This window comes from Ginsengibacter sp., from assembly GCF_057362405.1.
The window spans coordinates 1-21,244 of record NZ_JBMQQG010000029.1; the positions used below are offsets into that span (position 1 = coordinate 1).

The 21,244-nt window shown below is 39.2% G+C and carries 22 protein-coding genes; 16 read left to right on the forward strand and 6 right to left on the reverse strand.

Annotation, left to right across the window (positions count from 1 at the left end):
* The 15 genes from ACO1O5_RS02235 to ACO1O5_RS02305 all read left to right on the forward strand — a co-directional run.
* Positions 1-942, forward strand: a 942-nt coding sequence (locus ACO1O5_RS02235; protein ID WP_486268035.1) for a (Fe-S)-binding protein, incomplete at its 5' end; no start/stop codon positions are given.
* A 4-nt stretch (positions 943-946) separates the two neighbouring features.
* Entirely contained in the window at positions 947-1,414 is a 468-nt protein-coding gene (locus ACO1O5_RS02240) for a hypothetical protein (protein ID WP_486268037.1), read from the forward strand.
* 20 nt (positions 1,415-1,434) lie between these two features.
* Positions 1,435-1,803 carry a sensory rhodopsin transducer gene (locus tag ACO1O5_RS02245; RefSeq protein ID WP_486268039.1) on the forward strand — a complete coding sequence of 123 codons (369 nt, stop codon included), beginning with the start codon at positions 1,435-1,437 and terminating at the stop codon, positions 1,801-1,803.
* 62 nt (positions 1,804-1,865) lie between these two features.
* On the forward strand, positions 1,866-4,253 hold the full coding sequence (locus ACO1O5_RS02250) for a glycoside hydrolase family 15 protein (protein ID WP_486268041.1): 2,388 nt from the start codon (positions 1,866-1,868) through the stop codon (positions 4,251-4,253).
* A complete protein-coding gene (locus ACO1O5_RS02255) occupies positions 4,250-4,939 on the forward strand; it encodes a DUF4396 domain-containing protein (RefSeq protein WP_486268043.1) in 690 nt (229 codons plus the stop codon). Before ACO1O5_RS02250 ends, ACO1O5_RS02255 begins: the two co-directional genes overlap by 4 nt.
* A 25-nt stretch (positions 4,940-4,964) precedes the next feature.
* On the forward strand, positions 4,965-5,960 hold the full coding sequence (locus ACO1O5_RS02260; RefSeq protein ID WP_486268045.1) for an SDR family oxidoreductase: 996 nt from the start codon (positions 4,965-4,967) through the stop codon (positions 5,958-5,960).
* 8 nt (positions 5,961-5,968) lie between these two features.
* Complete coding sequence (gene coxB, locus ACO1O5_RS02265) at positions 5,969-6,937, forward strand: cytochrome c oxidase subunit II (RefSeq protein WP_486268047.1); 969 nt, start codon at positions 5,969-5,971, stop codon at positions 6,935-6,937.
* On the forward strand, positions 6,938-8,590 hold the full coding sequence (gene ctaD, locus ACO1O5_RS02270) for a cytochrome c oxidase subunit I (RefSeq protein WP_486268049.1): 1,653 nt from the start codon (positions 6,938-6,940) through the stop codon (positions 8,588-8,590). It abuts the gene before it with no gap.
* Positions 8,591-8,633: 43 nt separating this feature from the next.
* On the forward strand, positions 8,634-9,200 hold the full coding sequence (locus tag ACO1O5_RS02275) for a cytochrome c oxidase subunit 3 (protein ID WP_486268051.1): 567 nt from the start codon (positions 8,634-8,636) through the stop codon (positions 9,198-9,200).
* 5 nt (positions 9,201-9,205) lie between these two features.
* Positions 9,206-10,036 carry a cytochrome c oxidase assembly protein gene (locus ACO1O5_RS02280; protein ID WP_486268053.1) on the forward strand — a complete coding sequence of 277 codons (831 nt, stop codon included), beginning with the start codon at positions 9,206-9,208 and terminating at the stop codon, positions 10,034-10,036.
* The gene (locus tag ACO1O5_RS02285; RefSeq protein WP_486268055.1) at positions 10,033-10,248 is read left to right on the forward strand and encodes a hypothetical protein; all 216 of its coding nucleotides are present in this window, start codon (positions 10,033-10,035) and stop codon (positions 10,246-10,248) included. The genes ACO1O5_RS02280 and ACO1O5_RS02285 overlap by 4 nt, the downstream gene beginning before the upstream one ends.
* The gene (locus ACO1O5_RS02290) at positions 10,238-10,735 is read left to right on the forward strand and encodes a QcrA and Rieske domain-containing protein (protein ID WP_486268057.1); all 498 of its coding nucleotides are present in this window, start codon (positions 10,238-10,240) and stop codon (positions 10,733-10,735) included. The genes ACO1O5_RS02285 and ACO1O5_RS02290 overlap by 11 nt, the downstream gene beginning before the upstream one ends.
* Before the next feature lie 3 nt (positions 10,736-10,738).
* Entirely contained in the window at positions 10,739-12,139 is a 1,401-nt protein-coding gene (locus ACO1O5_RS02295; RefSeq protein WP_486268059.1) for a cytochrome b N-terminal domain-containing protein, read from the forward strand.
* 935 nt (positions 12,140-13,074) lie between these two features.
* Positions 13,075-13,317: a hypothetical protein gene (locus ACO1O5_RS02300; RefSeq protein ID WP_486268061.1), complete on the forward strand. Its 243-nt coding sequence runs from the start codon at positions 13,075-13,077 to the stop codon at positions 13,315-13,317.
* Between the two features lie 33 nt (positions 13,318-13,350).
* Positions 13,351-13,713 (forward strand): response regulator, encoded by a 363-nt coding sequence (locus ACO1O5_RS02305; protein ID WP_486268063.1) that lies wholly within the window; start codon positions 13,351-13,353, stop codon positions 13,711-13,713.
* A gap of 343 nt (positions 13,714-14,056) precedes the next feature.
* Here the strand turns inward: ACO1O5_RS02305 and ACO1O5_RS02310 are convergent, their stop codons facing one another.
* The 3 genes from ACO1O5_RS02310 to ACO1O5_RS02320 all read right to left on the reverse strand — a co-directional run bounded on the left by ACO1O5_RS02310 (position 14,057) and on the right by ACO1O5_RS02320 (position 16,389).
* Positions 14,057-14,410, reverse strand: a complete 354-nt coding sequence (locus ACO1O5_RS02310; RefSeq protein ID WP_486268065.1) for a response regulator — start codon at positions 14,408-14,410, stop codon at positions 14,057-14,059.
* 45 nt (positions 14,411-14,455) lie between these two features.
* Entirely contained in the window at positions 14,456-15,901 is a 1,446-nt protein-coding gene (locus ACO1O5_RS02315; RefSeq protein ID WP_486268067.1) for an ATP-binding protein, read from the reverse strand.
* A gap of 164 nt (positions 15,902-16,065) precedes the next feature.
* Complete coding sequence (locus ACO1O5_RS02320; RefSeq protein WP_486268069.1) at positions 16,066-16,389, reverse strand: DUF3175 domain-containing protein; 324 nt, start codon at positions 16,387-16,389, stop codon at positions 16,066-16,068.
* A gap of 456 nt (positions 16,390-16,845) precedes the next feature.
* Between ACO1O5_RS02320 and ACO1O5_RS02325 the strand changes: the two genes are divergently transcribed.
* Complete coding sequence (locus ACO1O5_RS02325) at positions 16,846-17,097, forward strand: hypothetical protein (protein ID WP_486268071.1); 252 nt, start codon at positions 16,846-16,848, stop codon at positions 17,095-17,097.
* Between the two features lie 10 nt (positions 17,098-17,107).
* Here ACO1O5_RS02325 and ACO1O5_RS02330 read toward each other — a convergent pair whose 3' ends face one another.
* From ACO1O5_RS02330 to ACO1O5_RS02340, 3 genes are all read right to left on the reverse strand, one after another.
* Positions 17,108-18,355 (reverse strand): ATP-binding protein, encoded by a 1,248-nt coding sequence (locus ACO1O5_RS02330; RefSeq protein ID WP_486268073.1) that lies wholly within the window; start codon positions 18,353-18,355, stop codon positions 17,108-17,110.
* A gap of 171 nt (positions 18,356-18,526) precedes the next feature.
* Positions 18,527-19,045 (reverse strand): YfiR family protein, encoded by a 519-nt coding sequence (locus tag ACO1O5_RS02335; protein ID WP_486268075.1) that lies wholly within the window; start codon positions 19,043-19,045, stop codon positions 18,527-18,529.
* Positions 19,046-19,093: 48 nt separating this feature from the next.
* Complete coding sequence (locus tag ACO1O5_RS02340) at positions 19,094-21,214, reverse strand: TonB-dependent receptor plug domain-containing protein (RefSeq protein ID WP_486268077.1); 2,121 nt, start codon at positions 21,212-21,214, stop codon at positions 19,094-19,096.
* Positions 21,215-21,244: the final 30 nt, after the last annotated feature.

A 21,244-nucleotide genomic window follows, 5' to 3' on the forward strand; every position in this document is an offset into this window, starting at 1 on the left:
ATTCCAAAATTTGCGGAACGCACCTTTAGAGATTGGTTTAAGAACAGGCATGTAAAAAATATTACTAAACCAAAAGTGATCATCTGGGCCGATACCTTCAATAATTTCTTTTTACCTGAAACATTAGTAGCTGGCGTGAATGTATTGGAAGCTGCCGGTTACCAGGTAATCATTCCTAAAAAAATATTGTGTTGCGGCAGGCCCTTATACGATTTTGGCATGTTGAAGCAGGCAAAGAAAATGCTGGTAGACATTTTAGAAACGTTACATGATGATATAGTAGCAGGAACACCCATCGTTGGCTTCGAACCCAGTTGTGTAGCAGTTTTCAGGGATGAATTATGCAATCTGTTTCCGCGAAGAGAAGATGCAAAGCGATTAAAAAAACAAGTTTTTACGTTAGGAGAATTTTTAGAAAAGCAAGCACATGATTTTAAAGTTCCTTCAATAAATAACAAAGCCATTATACAGGGACATTGTCATCATAAAGCGATCATGAAATTAGATTCCGAAGAAAGTCTTCTAAAAAAAACAGGGCTTGATTATGAAGTATTAAATTCAGGATGTTGTGGTATGGCTGGCTATTTTGGTTATGAAAAAGGTGATCATTATGATGTATCGATAAAAGCAGGCGAAAGAGTTTTATTACCTGCCGTAAGAAGTTTTGATAGCAATGGATTTATTATAGCAGATGGATTTAGTTGCCGCGAACAAATAGAACAGGAAACGACTCGCAAGGGGCTTCATTTAGCACAGGTGCTGGATATCGGCCTTCAAAACAAAACTTATTTTGAACCCAACCCGGAAAAAGATTACCTGGAACATAATAAGCTTAAAGCAACTTCAAAACAAAAGATAAAAAGAGCAGTAGTTGCAGGTGCAGCATTGGGCATAGTTGTATTACTGGTTACAAGATCCCTTACCTCAAAAAATAATAGTTAGCATTATGAAGAGCAAATCACACGAATCAACTGCGTTAGGGGCATTGGGTGCAGCGATAGGCAAAGGACTAATAGCAGGTTGCGCAGGTACCATAGCAATGACCATTTCACAAAAGATAGAAATGAAACTTACGGGAAGAAAACCCAGCCAGGCCACAGTTAAAGCAGTTAAAAAAGTCTTGCACATTCATCCGGACCAAGAAAATGCTGAACAGTTTTCAAATGAAATTCATTACACTTACGGCTCCGTCAACGGCGTTCTGCGGGGCTTGCTATCACTGGCGGGCATTACCGGTTTTGCGGCTACTTCACTTCATCTGGCTGCCATCTGGGGAACGGCTATAACTATCGAACCTGCATTGGATATTGCGCCGCCGGTTAACCAATGGAAACCAAAAGACATAGCAATTGATATTATTCATCATGCGGTGTATGCTGCAGTCACCGGAATAGTGTTTGATTTAATTAATTAAAAAGAATAAAATTTAGGACAATGACAATAGGAAAAAAAACCTGGGCAATAGCTGAAGGATATATTCCGGGCTGGAGTAATGGCCCCGAGCCTGAATTTACCAGCCATGAAGCGGCCTGCATTTTAAATACTTCTGATGAGGATGCTCATGTAGAAATCACGATTTATTTTTCGGATAAAGACCCCGTAGGCCCCTATAAAATAACGGTGGAGGCTAAACGAACAAAGCATGTGCGATTTAATAATCTTGATGATCCCCAGGCGATACCAAAAGGAACAGATTATTCAAGCGTGTTTATATCAGATGTACCTATTGTAGTACAGCACACGCGGCTCGATTCAAGGCAAAATGCAAATGCTTTGATAACCACAATCGCTTATACTGAATGATCGTCAACGTAATTAATTTTTAAAATAAAAAACAGGGCATAAAATAAAAGTTTACAAAATAAATGCATAATCCTTCAGCACCTGGTTGGCCAGGTATAAAACCCAAATGGACATCAAGCTCTAAATCAGGAATTGGAAAAGCCCTGGATACTGCATCACTGGTAGCTTTTACGCTAAGTCACGGCATCATCAATGAAGTATATTATCCAAGGGAGGACATTGCATGCATGCGGGACATGGAATTAATTATAACAAACGATGCAGATTTTTTCTCTGAAGAAAAAAGAGATTGCAAGCATGAAATAAAAATGGTGAAGCCAGGTGTGCCCGCTTATAAAATGGTAAACACGTGCCTTAAAGATAAGTACAGGATCACCAAAGAAATTATTGCTGACCCTTTGCGCAGCACAGTCATTCAAAAAACAACATTCACCGCAAAGAAAAAGGGTTCGGAAGAATATCACGTGCATGTGTTATTAACTCCACATTTAAATGATCATGGAAATAATAACACTGGTTGGACGGGCGAATATAACGGAGTGCCGATGCTGTATGCATATCGCGATGGTTTGTGTCTCGCCCTGTGCTGTTCCAATAAATGGGTAAAGCGTTCCGTGGGCTTTGTTGGTAAATCGGATGGATGGACGGATTTGCACTTGCATAAAAAAATGACATGGGAATATGAGAAGGCCGAAGATGGTAACATTGCCCTGATGGCCCAGATCGACATTTCAGAAAGTACAGAATTTACGCTTGCCATTGGCTTTGGAAGAAACGTCCGGGAAGCCTCCAATCATGCTCTTGGGAGCCTTTTAGACGGATACAAATACTTAGAGGATCAGTACATTAATAGATGGCAAACGTGGACAAAAGGCCTTAAGAATTTCACAGCAAAACTTTACAGGATAAGCGCCACCGTTATGCGTATCCATGAAGCAAAAACTTTTCCGGGAGGGGTGCTTGCCAGCCTGTCCATTCCCTGGGGTGAAACCAAAAGCGATAAAGACACTGGAGGTTACCACGTAGTATGGCCACGAGACCTGGTAGAAAGTGCCGGCGGCTTTTTAGCGATGAATGCTGTTGACGACGCCCTACGTGTAGTGAATTATTTAATGTCAACACAAAAAGATGATGGAAGCTGGCCGCAGAATATGTGGCTCGAAGGCGAAGCGCATTGGAAAGGTTTGCAAATAGACCAGGTTGCTTTCCCGATCTTAATTGTCGGGCATTGTATTCGAAACAAATCGATGGAGGCTGACCGCGTAAAAAGATACTGGCCCCGCATAAAAAAAGCCATCGCGTTTTTAATTTATCATGGTCCCTTTTCGCAGGAAGACAGGTGGGAAGAAGAGAAAGGTTATTCAACATTTACCATTGCCGTTAGTATCGCAGGAATGCTTGCCGCCGCTGACATAGCAGAATTTAATAAAGAACAAGCGTTGGCAAGCTACTGCCGCGAAGTAGCAGATGAGTGGAATAGTAACATTGACACATGGGCGTATGTAACCGGAACTCCTCTTGCAAAAGAACATGATGTTGACGGGTACTACATAAGGATTAATCCATATAAAAATAGGGCGGCGCAGGAATTAACCGACGAATCTATCGATCTGAAAAATCATTCTAACGGAGAGGGAAATACGAAAATAAACGAACTAATAAGTGTGGACGCACTCGCGCTGGTGAGATTTGGCCTTCGGGACGCAAATGATCCTAAAATTCTTAATACCATAAAGGTGATTGATGCTTTACTAAAGGTGGATACACCTAATGGCCCATGCTGGCATCGCTATAACAATGATGGATACGGAGAAAAAAGTAATGGACAACCTTACGATGGTACCGGTATAGGCAGAGCCTGGCCTTTGCTTACGGGAGAACGCGGCCACTATGAAGTGGCTGCCGGAAATATACCCGGTGCAAAAAAGCTTCTCCATGCCATGGAGGCTTTTTCATCTAATGGTTTTATTTCTGAACAAATATGGGACACCGGTGATATACCCGAAAAGGAATTGTATTTTGGCAAACCTTCCGGCTCCGCCATGCCACTTACCTGGGCGCACGCAGAGTATATAAAACTTTGCGCTTCTATCGCCAGCAAAAAGGTATTTGATATGCCACCGCAAACTGTAGATCGCTATATAAAACAAAACACGTCATCCGGATTTAGTACGTGGAGTTTTGATATGCAAATTAAAAAGATGAACTCATCAAAGAAACTGCGCATAGTGGCAAAAGCAAATGCCATAGTACATTGGACAGATGATAATTGGAAAACAAGTAACACTGCCAATATGAAAGATAAGGGGCTCTCCTTGTTTGTAGCTGACGTTGATTCACAAAATGAGAATGCAAAGGAAATTGAATTCACATTCTTCTGGAATAAAGCAAAACAATGGGAGAGCAAAAATTTTTCAGTATCAATTATTTCAGAAAAACCCAATGATTGAATTTGTTACGCTCTATCTCCATATTATCACTTTGCGTTAGTGGCGTTTGCCTGTTAATTATTTTAGGTAATCTGCTTATGGGCCATGCGCAAAAAATGTGGATCATGAATATCGTTTGGCCTGTTACTGCACTATATGCCGGGCCGCTTGCGCTGATTGCCTATTATAGAATTGGCAGAAAATCCGCAAAAGAAAACAAATCACCACATCAACATAACGATAAAGAACACACGCAAAAAAAACCGTTTTGGCAAAGTGTTATGTTAGGCACGCTTCATTGCGGCAGCGGCTGCACTTTAGGCGACATCATTGCTGAGTTTGGTCTTTTGTCTTTTTCATTCACATTGTTTGGAAGCGCATTATACGGGAGCTGGTTAGTGGATTATGTAATCGCTTTTTTAATCGGAATACTTTTTCAGTATTACGCAATAAAACCTATGAAAAAAATATCAGCAGCAAGAGCTATCAAGGCGGCGTTGAAGGCTGACACCTTATCTCTTACAAGTTGGCAGGTTGGAATGTATGGATGGATGGCCATTTCAGTTTTTATAATTTTTAATAAGAAACTTGAAGCAACAGATCCGCTATTTTGGTTTATGATGCAGATAGGAATGTTACTGGGATTTGTGACAGCTTACCCGGTTAACTGGTGGCTGATAAAAAAAGGCATTAAAGAATCAATGTAAAACGTATCAAAAAATATATTTAACTATGAAACATTTTAAAAATAAAGTCGTCGTCATAACCGGCGCATCAGCAGGCCTGGGCCGTTCTATCGCCAGGGCTTTTGCAAAAGAAGGCGCTAAAGTAGCACTGATAGCAAGGGGCGAAGATGGATTACTTGGCGCCAAAAAAGAAGTGGAACAATTGGGCAGCAAGGCCCTCGTAATTCCTATCGACGTAAGTATTGCAGCAGATGTTGATAAAGCAGCAGATATGATAGAAGAGCAATTAGGCTCTATTGATATCTGGATCAATAATGCTATGGTAAGTGTTTTTGGGCCTTTAAAAAAAATGTCTGCTGATGAATTTAAAAGAGTAACTGACGTAACTTATTTAGGCCAGGTATATGGAACAATGGCCGCATTAAAAAAAATGTTGCCACGCGACCAGGGAAAAATAATCCTGATTGGATCTGCATTAGCATATAGAGGTATTCCTTTGCAATCGGCCTATTGCGGTGCCAAACATGGCATTCATGGCTTCTTCGAATCTTTGAGAGCAGAATTATTTCATGATAAAAGCAATGTGCAACTTTCGATGGTACAGATGCCGGCGATGAATACAACCCAATTTGGTTTTGTAAAAAGTTATTTACCCAATAAACCAAAGCCAATGGGCACCATCTATCAGCCGGAAGCTGCTGCTGAAGCCGTTTTATATGCAGCCAGGCATAATGAACGCGAAGTTTTTTATGGCTATCCGACTTATAAAACCATCCTCGGTAACAAAGTAGTTCCGGGGTGGCTGGATAAATACCTGGGAAAAACCGGTTACAAAGGTCAACAGACGAGCGAACCAAAAGATCCCGACCGGCAAAACAATTTGTGGGAAAGTATCCCGGGAGATCACGGCGCACATGGGCCTTTCACTAAACATACTAAACACGGAAGTCCCATATTATTTGCCAAGAAAAATAAATGGATGGCCGCAGCCGTGTTAAGTGGATTGATTATTGGTGCTGCAATCGTTAAAAACAATTTATAATACTCAGCATGCCCGAAACACACCTATGCTATACCGTTATATTGTTGCAATCAATGCTGCATCCTTCTTCGCAGCAGGCCGATAAGATATACCGGCTTTATAATTCTTTCAATGTTGCTGCATTAGGTATGTTCGTGCTGGTTACGTCGCTTACAATTTATGTGTGCATTAAATACCGGAAGAGAAAAGATGATAATAGAACGGCGGCGAAGTTTACAAGCAGCAATTTGCTTGAAGCTTTTATGATTGGAATTCCAACTTTACTGGTTGCATTTTTCTTCTATAAAACAATTTCCGTAATGAGCAGTGTAGAGCCGGAGACTGACGTCTATCGTTCACCAGACATAATTGTCACTGCTCACCAGTACTGGTGGGAAGTGGAATATCCTTCCGCAAAATTCGTTGCAGCTAATGAAATACATTTACCTATCCATAAAAAGATTTTGATTGCGTTACGTTCGGTAGACGTGATACATGACTGGTGGATTCCGGCGCTCGGCAATAAGATGGATTGTATTCCGGGCATTGTCAATCACCTGTGGTTGAACATTAATGATACGGCTACCTACTCAGGCTTATGCAGCGAATTTTGTGGTGCACAACATGCATGGATGCGAATAGATGTGGTTGCGCAAAATATAAACGATTATAATAATTGGGTGAAAGCAAACGCTGCCGCGGCGGCAGCTCCACCCGATTCTCTTTCCCTAAAAGGTTACGAAATTTTCCAGGGCGCTACTTGTGCTAACTGCCATAAAATTGACGGCACTAATGCCAACGGAAACATTGGCCCCAACCTCACACACTTATTTTCCAGGAAAAAAATGCTTGCAGGTATGCTGCCCGTTAGTGAAGATAATTTGTATAAATGGATCAGTCACCCGCAGGCGATAAAACCAGGCAGCAAAATGCCTGATTTCATTTTTAGCAAAGACACGCTTAATGCGTTGGTTCATTATATGACTCAATTAAAATAAATGCGAGATGTAGCAGAAATACCGGAACCTGAAAGTGCACTGCCGGGCACAACTGTTAGTAATGACCAGGGGTTACTGCAATGGATATCTTCCGTGGACCACAAGCAGCTGGGCATTATGTACCTGCTGGTATCGTTGCTTTTCTTTATTCTCGGCGGCGCTATGGCGCTGCTTATGCGCATTCAACTTGCCTGGCCCAACAACACATTTATAGGCCCGCACATGTATAATGAACTGTTTACCATGCATGGCACCACGATGATTTTTTTTGTGATGATGCCGGCAATATTCGGCTTTTCTGTTTACATGATTCCCCTGATGATCGGTGCCAATGACATGGCTTTTCCCAGGTTGAATGCTTTCAGTTTATGGCTCACTCTATTTGGTGGCCTGTTGCTGTTCTTTAGTTTTTTATCAGGTGGTGCGCCTGATGCAGGCTGGTTCAACTATGCGCCCTTAAACGAAAAGAATTTTTCAGCCAGCAGCGGCATCGACTATTATTGCATCGGATTATTAGTCGCGGGCATTGGTAGTGTAACAACCAGTATCAATTTGATTGTAACCATTTTAAACTACCGCGTAAAAGGAATGAAGTTGCAAAAGCTTCCACTCTTTGTATGGATGGTGCTGGTAAATTCTTTTCTAATTATAGCGGCACTCCCCTCTTTAAATGCGGCGCTGGCCATGCTTTTACTCGATCGGCAATTTGATGCACATTTTTTTACAACAGCCACTCATGGTTCTGCATTGCTTTGGCAACATTTGTTTTGGCTCTTTGGCCATCCCGAAGTGTACATTTTAATTTTGCCGGCGTTTGGTATTTTTTCAGAAGTATTCCAGGTGTTTTCCGCTAAAGCTATTTTCGGATATGGTTTTGTTGCAGCTTCAACAGTGGCGATAGCGTTGCTTGCTTTTGGCGTTTGGATGCACCACATGTTTGCTGTTGGCTCAGGCGAAGTGGTCAACGGATTTTTCTCTGCAAGCAGTATGCTGATTGGCATCCCTACAGGCATTAAAATATTCAACTGGCTGGCGACGATGTGGGGAGGCACCATTCGCTTTAAAGTATCGATGTTATTTGCTATTGCATTTTTAATAGAGTTTACGATCGGCGGTTTAACAGGCATTGCATTTGCCATTGTTCCTCTGGACTGGCAGTTGACCGATACTTACTATGTAGTAGCCCATATTCATTATGTGTTTATTGGTGGCAGCATCTTTGGCTTGTTATCAGGATTATTTTATTGGTTTCCAAAAATGACGGGGAGAATGCTGGATGAAAAAAAAGGTAAATGGTTTTTCTGGCTATTTGTTATCGGCTTTAATGCAACTTTTTTTGTGCAACACATTTTAGGAATTCTTGGCATGACAAGAAGAGTTTATACTTATCCTGATTTAAAATGGTATGGTCTGTTAAATGGAATTTCTTCTCTGGGCGCTATGTTGATGGGCCTCGCCGTAATCTTGCTGGTGTATATCATTTTTAAAAGTTTACGCCATGGAAAAAAGGCTGGCAATGATCCGTGGGATGCATTTACGTTGGAATGGTACACGTCATCACCGCCGGCTGTAATCAATTTTGATACCGTACCGATGGTGCATGGAAGAAGGCCTTTGTGGGACTTGAAACATCCTGATAACAAAGACGGTTAGACGAAGTTTACAAAAATTATTTTTGGGTTTATAACAAATAGAAATGGATAATAAATTAATGATGAAGTTGGTAATAGGCACGGAAGGCATGTTCTTCCTGTCGTTGATCATGGCATTTGTTTACCTCTCTTATGTTTCTGGTTTTGAGCCCGGGCAGCAGCAGGCATTGGATATAAAATCTACCGGCATCTTTAGTTTATTTCTGTTTAGCAGCAGCGGAACTTTTTGGCTTGCAGAAAAAAATTACAATGAAGGAAACATAAAACGCTTAAAAATGTGGCTGATGGCTACCATACTGCTAGGGGTAGTATTTCTATTTGGACAGGCCAAAGAATATTTTCATTTAATAGAAATGCAAAAGATCACGATGAGCAGCAGCCTTTTTGGAACAAGTTTTTATACACTCACCGGCTTTCACGGATTCCATGTGTTTGTTGGGCTCATTATTTTGTCTATTATTCTTTGGCTTACTTTCTCCGGAGATTTTAACAGCGAGAAAAAATCGTCCGTTATAAAAACGGTTGGTATGTATTGGCACTTTGTAGATATTGTATGGGTGGTGGTTTTTACAGTTGTTTATATTCTTCCCAAATTGGGTATATTAAAATAACGGGTATGCATAGTTTATTTTCTTATTGGCAAATGGATACGGGTATGATAATTTTTGTGATTGTCCTGGTATTTTTTTACTTGCTGCTGACGGAGTTCAGGTTTTATAAAAAAACTATCAACTTCATTGCGGCACTCATCATGTTTATCATTGCTGTTGCTTCTCCATTACATTTTCTGGGAATAAATTATTTATTCAGCGCCCATATGGTTGCTCATATCATATTGCTTTTAATTGCTGCGCCACTAATAGTTGCTGCTATTCCCGCTAACAACAGGTTCAAGAAAAGTATAAAGTCGTTTTCAAAGAAAACATATACGAAACCCATCATTTGCTGGCTTATCGGCGTAAGCATTATGTGGTTTTGGCATATACCGTACATCTTCAAACAAATGATGGTTATGCATGACGTGGCCCACGTGCAATCCATACATTATATGGCGATAGCTAATGCGGGCAGTTTATTATTATCGGGAATGCTGTTTAGCTGGCCCATTATAAATCCCTATCCTCAATATCGCATAGCACCTATGCATGGTGTTTTCTATCTTTCTATCGCTTGTATATTTTGTTCATTGCTTGGTTTATTAATCACGTTCGCACCTGCAGGTACATACAGCTATAACATGCCAATGGATCCGTACGGATTTTCATCTGTTATAAAAAATCAATGGAGAATAAGCGCCACTATGGACCGCCAAATGGCGGGATTAATAATGTGGGTGCCTTGTTGTTTTATGTACTTGATAGCAATTATGTTCTTATTTAAACAATGGTTTAATGAGAAAGGAATACCGACCAATATTTCAACCAATCAAAATCTTGCCAACTCATGAATGAAAATGAATTTTTTATAGCTCCAAACGAACTGGTAAAGGCACGTCCTGAAAAGCTGCCGAAACCAACTTATTGGCCTTTCTTTCTTGGTATGGGTATTATGTTTTTAGCCTGGGGCCTGCTAACGATTTGGCTTATTTCATTGGCGGGTGTGATCATATTTATTATTTCATTGGCAGGATGGATAAACGATTTAAGAAATGAAAAATGAAATGGACAGAAAAAAATTTCTATTAAGAATCAGCCTGGCACTCGGTGGCATTGCTGCGCTGGCAACATCTATCCCCGTAATTGGCTCCTTACTGGAACCCATACTCGAAAAAAAGACGCAGGCATGGAGACGGGTAGGTTCTTTGAAAGATTTTAAAATTAATACAACTACACTTGTTAAGTTTATTAATGCAGACCCTAAACCTTATGCGGGCGTAACGGCGGAATCAGCCGCCTGGGTACGCAGAAATTCTGAAACGGACTTCACCGCCTTCACTGCTAATTGTACACATCTTGGCTGCCCCGTACGTTGGGAACAAGACGCCGAATTATTTATGTGCCCGTGCCATGGTGGCGTTTATTATAAAGACGGAACAGTAGCAGCAGGTCCTCCTCCCAAACGCCTTACCCAGTATAAAATAAGAATTTATAAAGATGAAGTCCAGATAGAAACGGCGCCATTGCCACTGACAAAGATTACTGCATAGTGAATGAAAAGAGTTTTAAAAAAAATATGGAATTGGTTTGATGACCGAAGCGGCATTACGGAAAATATATTGCCCATCATAAAACACCCCGTGCCACCGGGAGCAAAATGGGCATACGTTTTTGGAAGCGCCACTTTATTTTGTTTTGTATTACAAGTGGTAACAGGCATTGCGCTTGCATTCCTTTACCAGCCTTCATCGCAGGGCGCTTATGAAAGTCTCGACTTCATTACTAACAAAGCAAAGTTTGGGAATGCATTGAGAGGTATTCATTATTATGGCGCCTCCGGCATGATTATTTTTGTAGGCATCCACATGATGCGGGTTTACATAACCGCCTCTTATAAATTTCCCAGGGAAATGAGTTGGATCAGCGGTGTCCTGTTATTATTTCTTACTATAGCCATGGGCTTTACCGGGCAGTTGTTGCGCTGGGATTCCAATGGCGTATGGTCAGCTGTTGTGGCAGCGCAGCAGTTGTCAAGAATACCCGTTATAGGAACGTTTGCCGCACGTTTTTTAATTGGCGGCGATACATTAGGCGGGCAAAGCCTTAGTCGGTTTTTTGCCTTGCATGTATTTATCTTTCCGGCATTCATTTTTATGTTTGTGGGTTACCATTTGTACTTAGTTATAAGGAACGGTATTTCCGAACCTGCAAAAAAAGGAAGACTTGTTGATCCACGGACATACAGGGCGTGGTATAATAATATGCTTAAAGAAAAGGGCGTTCCTTTCTGGCCGGATGCTGCCTGGCGGGACGCCTTTTTTTCCGCCATCGTTGTAATTGCTGTCGTATTACTCGCCGTATTTATTGGGCCGCCTGCACTTACTAACCCACCTAACCCATCTTCGATAAACGCAGCACCTGCGCCTGACTGGTACATGCTGCCCATCTTTGCGCTTTTTGCTTTAATGCCACCAAAAATTGAGTCGTATGTAATTGTTATTGGCCCTGTACTCACCGTTATATTTTTATTAGTATTACCATTCATTTCAAACAAGGGAGAGCGAAGCCCGATAAGGCGTCCATGGGCGATATTTGGATGCATATGTGTGATCGTTTTTATGCTAAGTTTATTGATCTTAGGCTTTCGGGCGCCATGGTCACCCGATTTTAAAACGGAAGCACTAACTATAAAAAGTATTAAGGCTAAAAATCCTGACAAACAAATTCAAAACGGCGTCAATTTGTTTTATTTGAAGGGTTGCCAGTATTGCCATAAAATAAATGGCTATGGTGGCCTTAAAGGACCAGACCTAACGTTTGTGGGTAGACGCCTATCGAACCCAGAAATGGAAATACGCATTGTGAACGGCGCAGCCAATATGCCCGCTTATGGTGGCATATTAAAGAAAGATGAGATGAATGACATCGTAGCTTTTTTGGCTTCGCAGAAATAGGACGATAACAACTCAATTGATAACTTTTAGGTGACCATAAACGTCTTGCCATACCTTAAATCCATAATTTATTTTTGATTGGTTTAAGCTTTTGTTAGATCAATCGCACCAGATTTGGCGATTGTGCACGACAATTGTCGGTCCTCTGAACCATCTCTGGAGTTTTCGCAAGCCATATTGTTATTGAAATTTTTTAGACCACGAAGATGAAGTGATCGCCTTCCGACAAAACACAATAAGATCAAAAATTTTGACATCGCTTTTAACACAGTGCAGATATGTGTAAAGAAATACTCACTAAGATGTCTTTGTAGAAAGAACGCAATCCTTGCAATGCGCCATTATTATGGCATTCCGATTATTTAAGTAATCAATCAGGTTTGATATTTATTAAGCGCAACTTTTTACAGGGGAAAAAGGAGTAGATGAAAAGTTAACCAGCGTAGCCGAATCTTCCGTTAATCCCGAAGCTGCAAACGCTTATGGGTTTTTGTAGAATAATGGTGAAATGTAAAATAGTCTCTTATCTTATTTTTAGACGTAAGTCCATTTTTTTAAAGTACCGGTCAAACATTCAATCTCAGTCATTTTATTTTGGAATTTGCATCGTATTCTCAATTTTATTCGTTTAATCGGCAGTTTAAGATTTGTCATAACCAAATAATAAATGTTCGCGCTCAAATATATTTTATCAGCACAGCTATTGCTATAATTACATGTTCTTGACATGTATATTCATATCATGCGAATGTAGTAATTGGTTCTAAAATGGATTTCTTTTAAATTTTGTTATATTAAACATTTTGGCATTTACTTTGATTATTTGGAGACAGGATTTGGGTTTCTTCAGCTCGGTTTCATGAAATGTTTTACTGTATTAATTGTATTAATTGTATTATTTATATAAAATTTTAAACTTTAAAAAAGTTTACAATATGTATAGAACCACAACTGACACCGAAAGACCGTTAACCACTTCTATGATTGAATGCCTGATGGAATGTCACGAAAGGGAAATGCTGGATTTGTTTCCTTGTAAGGCAATGGAAAAAGGCGCAAAGGGTCTCGTTGACAGGGGTTTATTAAGAGCAGATTTTATTGAAGACAGTGATGGGAAGCGCTTTATGTGCGTTCTTCTTACGTTAAAGGGCAGGCGTTACCTCGAAGATCATTTATAGTTCACGGTTGGCATGCGCAAATATTGAATTGTAATGCAGAAAAGAATTCTTATAGTCGATGACAATGATGGTATTTTAGTACCCTGCACTCTTATATTCGAGAGGGCGGGATATTTTGTTGAAACAAGGACGCGGTGCAATGAAATCATTCAGGATGTAATTGATACCAGCCCCGATGTTATTTTATTGGATTTAAAAATACCACCCCTAGGAGGCGACGAGGCGATACGACGTTTAAAAAAAAATTCAACAACGAACAAAATCCCCGTAGTTCTATTTTCTGCGACCGGTGGTCTCGAAGACATCGCCAGAAGTTGCCAGGCGGATGGCTTTATTCAAAAACCATTTGACATAAATATTCTTGTAAAAATGGTAAGTGACAAAATATGCCCTTGAATATTAAATCCCTGCGTCCTGGTTCCGTAACTACACAATAGAGACACAAAAAATAAGTTGGTGTATCTATTAATCCACGATTTCGGAATTCGCACACTTCTTACGACAACCGGTAAAATAAATTAGCCAAAAAGGTGCGCTGATAAATTTGCTCTCTCCCATATTAACCAAAATGAATAGTGAATAAAATTTGGCATGTTTTTTATGAGGTCTTAATATCGATGTCTCATAAAAATGGACATTGGTTTTTCGAAATAGAGGTCAGATATACATCTGGCCTTTTCGTTTTATTGCAAATCCCGGCGGTATAATACGGCAGCAAAAAAACAACGCGTAACTTCGTTTATGCCTCAACTTTATGATCCAGTAGGGCTTTTATTTTTCTTTCAAATAATGGCAGATCAAATGGCTTTTCAATTGAGTCATCGGCGGGAAGCTTTTTTGGCGTGTAAGTAGAAGTATAACCCGTCATTAAAAGTATCGGAACATGATCAAATTCCCGCTGTGCCTTAATGTCAAATAAAACTACATGCTGTAAAATGTCTATTATAACAAGAGAAGGCTTACATTCTTTCATTAGCCTTAATGCTTCGCGGCGACTATCCGTAAATCTAACTTTGTAACCTTTTATCTCCAACCATCTCTTAATAAGACTCATCGTGTCAAAATCATTATTGACTAAAAGGATTGTTTTCATAAAGCATTTATCATAAACAAATCAACAGGCATGCCATAAAAATCATTAAACACACGGGATTGAAAAATAGAAAGTTGAGCCTTTGCCTTCTTCACTTTCTGCCCAAACTTCTCCATTATGTGCATTAATTATCCGTCGGCAAATATATAATCCCAGGCCTATTCCTTCCAGGTTTCTTGTCTTTTCGGCCCGGAAAAAACGATCAAAAATAAAAGGCAATTGTTTTTGAGATATGCCCAGGCCATGATCCTTTACAGAAACAGTAATAAATTTATTTGTAAAAGTAATATGAAGTTGAACTTCATTATTGCCATCAGAATATTTTATTCCATTACTCAGGTAGTTGGTAACTACCTGGATTAACCTATACCGATCACCGTTAGTTTCAATATTCCCGTTCCCTTTAACAACGATATTATAAGAAGGGTGCAAGACTTTTACAGTTCCTATTGCTTCCTGTATCATTTCCTGGAAATTGAATGTCGTTATATTAAGTTTTAAGTTACCGGATTTCATTTTAGCAGCATCATACAGTTCGCCGATCAATTTATTTAACCTCATAACATTGTTCTTACTCCGCTGCAACAAATCGTCAATTGATTTTGTATCATTTTCTTTTATCAATTCTCCCAGCAATTCATTGCACAAAACAAGATTTGCCAATGGGTTTCTAAGTTCGTGGGCTACAAATCCTATCACATCTTCCCGCTCTCTTTCCAGATCCTTATGCACCGTAATATCATGCATAATAATAATTAGCTTTAGGTCTTCGCTGCTATATGACATTAAATTGCAGCTTACGTCAAAAACTTTTTTCACATTGGGCGCCGTTTCGATTTCTAATGGATAATTGTTGAAACCATTATTAGAAAGACAGGTTTCATTAATGTTTTTCAGAAACTCTCCCGATATGTTGAATCGCTTAATTACTTCGCTGAAATTCAGTGGGACGCCCTTCTTGAGACTTATTTTAAAGATTGCATTAAATGATGCATTAACATCCAGAATATTTAAATGCCGGTCTAACACAACAACTGCGTCTTCAATTGACATAAGAATTTTCGCATTGAGTTCGCCAAGACGGGTAAACCGCTCTTCCGATTTCTTCTGGACATCAATATCCTGTATAACTTTTAAAATTCTTATAGCAGTCTGTTCATTTTTTACCAGGATTGATTCTCCTGAAACCCAGGTAATGCTTTTATCTTTCCTCACCAGGTAATTATTATCAAATGACTGACCTGTTTTTAATACATTTTGAATTTCGATTTCGGGTTTTCCTTTTTTGATATCATCGTCCGTAAAAAACATCGAGAGATATTTTCCAGCAACATCCTGGTGCGTATAGCCAAAACAAGTTGCAAAGGCATCATTAATCGAAATCACGATACCTTTTTCATCGAGCAACAAAATGCAGTTTTGAACTGTATTCGAAAAAAGAGCATCAAAATATTTGAAGGAATAATCAAGAGATTGGAAAGCTTTTTCCATTACCGGCGTCTTTGAGGTTAAAAAATAATAAGTAAATTAGAACATATATTTAAAGCAGCTAATTTTTATCTGCCCAAAATGGCGCAAAAATTTTTTATCGACGATAAATTACGTAAAGTTGAGTCGATACCTTTTTTCTCCATGAAGAACTGACCTCAATTATTTTATTCTGTGTCTCTTCCATATAGCTTTCTCAGCTCTTCTTTTGATGCATCCAGAATCTTCCTTTGGGCAGCAGGGATATTTTTGCCGCCGCGGTTCTCGTAAAAATTAATCATCGACATTGCAGATTGAAAAGGTTCCGCTTTTCTTCTTTTACTTTTTTCCGCTGATCTTTTAATGGATTTCGCAATTTTCGTCGGGTCTTTTAACGTAAACACATCCTTTTCAAGATCCATTGCATTGCTTTGTTCTGTCACCTTTTTAGACCATTTAGCCGGACCAGGTTTTTGTGAATCCTTTTTTTTTGCAGGTATTTTTTTTGTCATTAGATATTTTTTTTACTAACATAGAGCAACGCTAATACCAAACTTTAATTCAAATTTAAATATAATCGTAAAAAATTCCAGGTCATTAAAACAGCCAAGGTCAATCACCGGGTAGATATGCGACAGGCGCCAGAGTTATTATTGCAATGAACGCAACATTTACCCTTGTAATCAAAATGACCTTTAGGTTCTCGGCTTTATGCGGAAAAATATCTCTCATTAAAATAAAGAAATTATACATGGTAAAAAAACTAATGTATATTTCATCTGCCACAGAGAAAGCTTTAGCGTTCATAAAATAATGGAATAGCCATCGGCCTTCAATGTTTTCTCTGTTAAATGTTCAGGACAAACTATTATAATCCGGTCATCACTGGACTTGTTATTCATTTGCGGCAAAGTAGTTGTGGTAATATAATTATCAACTTCATTAACGAACCAATATTCATTTCGTCGATGAAACGTAAAGAACGAAAAAATTCTCTTAGTAGAGTAATGATAAAGACGCTGGAACTCGCGTGCAGGAAACAAAATACAAATCAACCGATTGGGCCCGTTGATATTGATGGCTCTTTCACGGCGCTCGTAAAACGTGGTCTTATTGTTATCGAAAATGTCAAAATGCGGGGCAAGATATTTCCTCAATGGAAAGTTACAAGGGAAGCTGCCAACTTGTTAAAGGAACCGGGAATTAATGTTTCATGCTGACTCAAAATTTTTATTTTGATTTGACCGGGTTTTTGAGCGGCAACGAAAAATAAAAAGAGGTTCCATTTTTATCATTTTCAGCCCATATTTTACCATGGTGCCTTTTAATAATATCCTTGCATATATAAAGGCCCAGGCCAAAACCGGAAATGAGAATCGAGTTAGTTTTCGTTCTGTAAAAACGTTCGAAGACTTTATTCAATTCTTCCGGCGCTATTCCAAATCCAAAATCTTTTACCCTTACGAGCAATTCCTGGTCATGCTTTTCCGTATGTACAATTATTTCTTTTGAATCAGGGGAGTATTTTACAGCATTAGACAAAAGATTTGTCAGAACCTGTTCAAGGCGTTGCCGATCTGCGTCTATGGTGTGACTAATTTCTGCCCCACTTCTAAAAATCTTATGATTGCCTGCCACAAATTGAAATTCCGCAATAGCATCATCAATAAAATTATCAACGTTAAATTCCGTAATGTTGAGATAGAGTTGGTTACTCTGAATTTTTGATACGTCTAAAAGATCGTATATAAGCTGCTGTAACCTATTTACACTTTCAAGACTCTTATTAACATATTTTTTGTTGGTTTCATCGCTTTCAATAGATTCCAGAACCTGCAGATACGCTTTAATACTTGTTAGCGGGGTTTTAAGTTCATGGCTGGCAACAGCTATAAATTCATCCTTTTTTTGCTGACTTATAAAAATTTGTTCCATCATCTGGTTGAACATGTGGGCTAGTGTGCTGATTTCGTCTTTGTCCGGATCATCTACATGCTTTTTATAATTGCCCGTGTCATTTACTTCTTTCATAACGTTTGCAAGTTTCAAAATCCGTTTCGAAATATAACGTTGAACAATAAACGCAATAAAAAAGGAAAGGCCAACACCCACGATAAGTATTATTAATGCAATGCTATATTGGGTGGCTTTTATGTCGTTTAATTCTTTAAGATCAGTTCTCAGGCACACTGTGCCCAGTATGTCTTTATTATTGATGATGCTGCTATAGATGAAAAGATTATTGTTGGTAAATTTAAACTGTTCAGTACCTGGGGAGGGTAAAGTAAAATGAAAAGTATCTGCCCCTGGCCTGGTATAATTTGCAAAAACATTCTTTTGTTTGTCTAGAATGGATGCATTTAGAACTTCGGGGGAAACCTGCTCGAGATCATCGAGAATCTGTTTGGCATACTCATTATCCCTGAACTGAAAAGTTGGAATACTGTTAGTGCCTATTACCCTTGCAAGACTTATCATACTTTTAACCTTGCGCACTTTGTAATCTTTAATGTGCGAAACAACAAAGGCCGTAAAACAAAGCCCTAAAACAATTACACTGGTAAAAACCTGCATTAAAATGAGCTTCCCGCGAATTGATATCCTACGCAACGTAAACAATAGTGTGTGGTTTAAGAGTAATAAAATCTTTCATTTTTGGTTTACAATAATCGCTAGTTTCAATAATTGCGAACTGGCTTTTAATCCTGCGGCATCAATTGCATTTAGATTCGCTTCAAATTTAAGTTTGTCCCTGGCCAGTACAAAGTTAAATGCCGTACCCATTTCGGCATATCCGGGTTCCTCGCTTATGGTGAGGGTGCCCTTTCCTATTCTTGCCAAAATTGATGAAAGTGAGTACTGAGTGCTTGCGGGGATAAAAAGAATATTGCAATGAGTTATATCGTCCGGACTACTAAAATGAAGAACAATAATTTTTTTTCCATTTACTGTTTCATCTTTCGCAATTTCCTGAAGAGAACTGTACACCGGTGAAGCACCGATAACAGCAATAATAAACGAGTCATCAACAGGAGCGTTCCAATCGATATACTTTATGAAATTATAAATAAATACTGCTTTGAGATTTGCTTCAACTTCCCGTTTCTGCGCCATTACAGTCGCAGAGCCATAACACATTATTACAATAAACAGGAGTCTTTTAAACATCTTTTAATTGGATTATATTAATCTCATTACATAGGTCTTGGTAAATAATTATAAATCAACTCCTATTTTTATTAAGCCATTGCTTCCCGGTTGCTCGAGCACCGTAGCATATAAAAATCCGTCTGCTGTGCGAAATCCGGGATCGAGCCATTTTACGTTAAAAAGATTATGAATATCCAGGCTCACTGTAATCTTGTTATTAAATAATCTTTTGCTGGCAACTGTTAAGTTAGTCAGGAAATAGCCTTTTACCGGACCGTAAGGGTCTGTATGGGGCGACGGTCGGGCACCCACCCAGTTACCGCTAACGCTAACCGTAAAAAAATTATCTAAATGCATTGTGACACCAGCATTTCCTTTTACATTAGCCACGCCCGCAAGTTTTCGGGAATTATGAGTAACAAGGTTTTTTACCCATGCATATTGGTAAGTAAAATTTGCAAAAGCTGTAATATCCGCAGTTATGTCAGCATTCAAAATTCCTTCAACACCATTAATGCTAATAGAACTCGGGTTTTTGTCTGGTATCAATGGATTCGGAAGAAGTGTTAATGCAATAACATCTGATAGTTCATTACGAAAACCATTTAGTTGTAATCGCACTTTTTTCGAGGGCGAATAAATAGCATTTACCTCATAGGTTGTTATTTGTTCTTTTTTTAGATGAAAGTTGCTATCTGGTGTTATTTGATATATTTCCAGGTTGGTTGGCGCCCGAAATGCTCTGCCAAACTGCAACTTGAACGTAAGGTTTTTTCCCTGTTGGTTTACAACGGCAATACGGGGACTTAATGCATTTCCCCAATAACTATTATAATCGAGGCGGCCCCCAAATGTAAAATTGGTTTTGCCTAATATGTTTGTGCTCAGGTTGTATTGAAAAAAGCTCCCAACAGTTGTTCGAATATCATACTGCCGGGGTAAAAAAGTTGCATGGATATTTGTTACTGTATCAACTCCATCTATTAGATAAATTGTATTAATATCGAACGTAGTCTTTCGGGCACCTCTCTCTACGTTATCCCGATCAACTTCAATACCTGCACTAAATTGGTGCTTTTTTGAAAGTGAATAATTCAAGGTCACCGTTCCCGCAATCCGGTTAGAATAACTTGTTATTGGCAGCCAGATAAGTTTTGTACCGTTGGCCGTTACATAAATGTAGGAATCATCTGCCGTCCCTGTTTCGCGATAGAATATGCGGGAGAGAATATTAAACTTTTCATTTGGCTTCCATTCATTTTGAATATAAGTAGTTCGCAAAAATGCATCATCCAATCCTGATCTTCCGCCCCTGATATTACTTTGTATTACGCCTACGATACCGCTGTTTCCATATCCTTGTGATGGAAGCCTTAAATAGGTGGTGGGGCTATTGGAATAGGTTCCCCACCCCATCGGTGTTCTGTAAGTGCGGTAGCCAAAAGTGGTAACTGATTTTTTTGCGTAGTAACTAACACTGCCAATAAGTGAATAAGCTTTGTTCACATAAGAGCCCGAATAATTTGGATCGCGGTTGGCAAACTTAGGACCATCAGTACTAAACAATGTCCCTGCTAATGCACATTCAAATTTTGATTTTTTTAACCCAAGATTAAATTTTTCAAAGGAAGTATTAAAGCTGCCGAAGCCCTGCTCCGCATGAATCCCACTAATATCCTGGCCTTTTTTTGTGATCATGTTAATTACACCCCCAAATGCATTAGCGCCATACAATGCTGAAACCGGACCCCAAATAATTTCGATTCGTTCTATGTTGTGAAGGCTGTATGCAGGCCCTGCTAAATCGTTACTTCCAAGAATGTTGTTTTCGGCTATTCCATCTATCATTAACAACGCTCTTAAATTTTCCGCTCCATACATTCCTCTAAAATAAAATAGCGTTGGCGCATAGCCGTTTATATGAATCATGTCGATACCCGGCACGTCACGCAAAGCATCTTCTAACTGTTCATATCCTCTTTCCCTGATTTGCTGTGCCGTAATAACTGTAATAGTTGACGGGGCTTCGGATACTGTTTGCATGAAACCGGAAGCGGTGACTACATTAATGTTCATTAATTCTTCCAATGAAAGATTGAGAAGCTTTGATACGCCTGAAGTATCCTGCGCTTTTACCAAATAGGAAATTGTCAAAAAAATAAATACAAAAATGATCCTGTTTTTCATAAAAACTTTTTAATGAGAATATTTAAAATA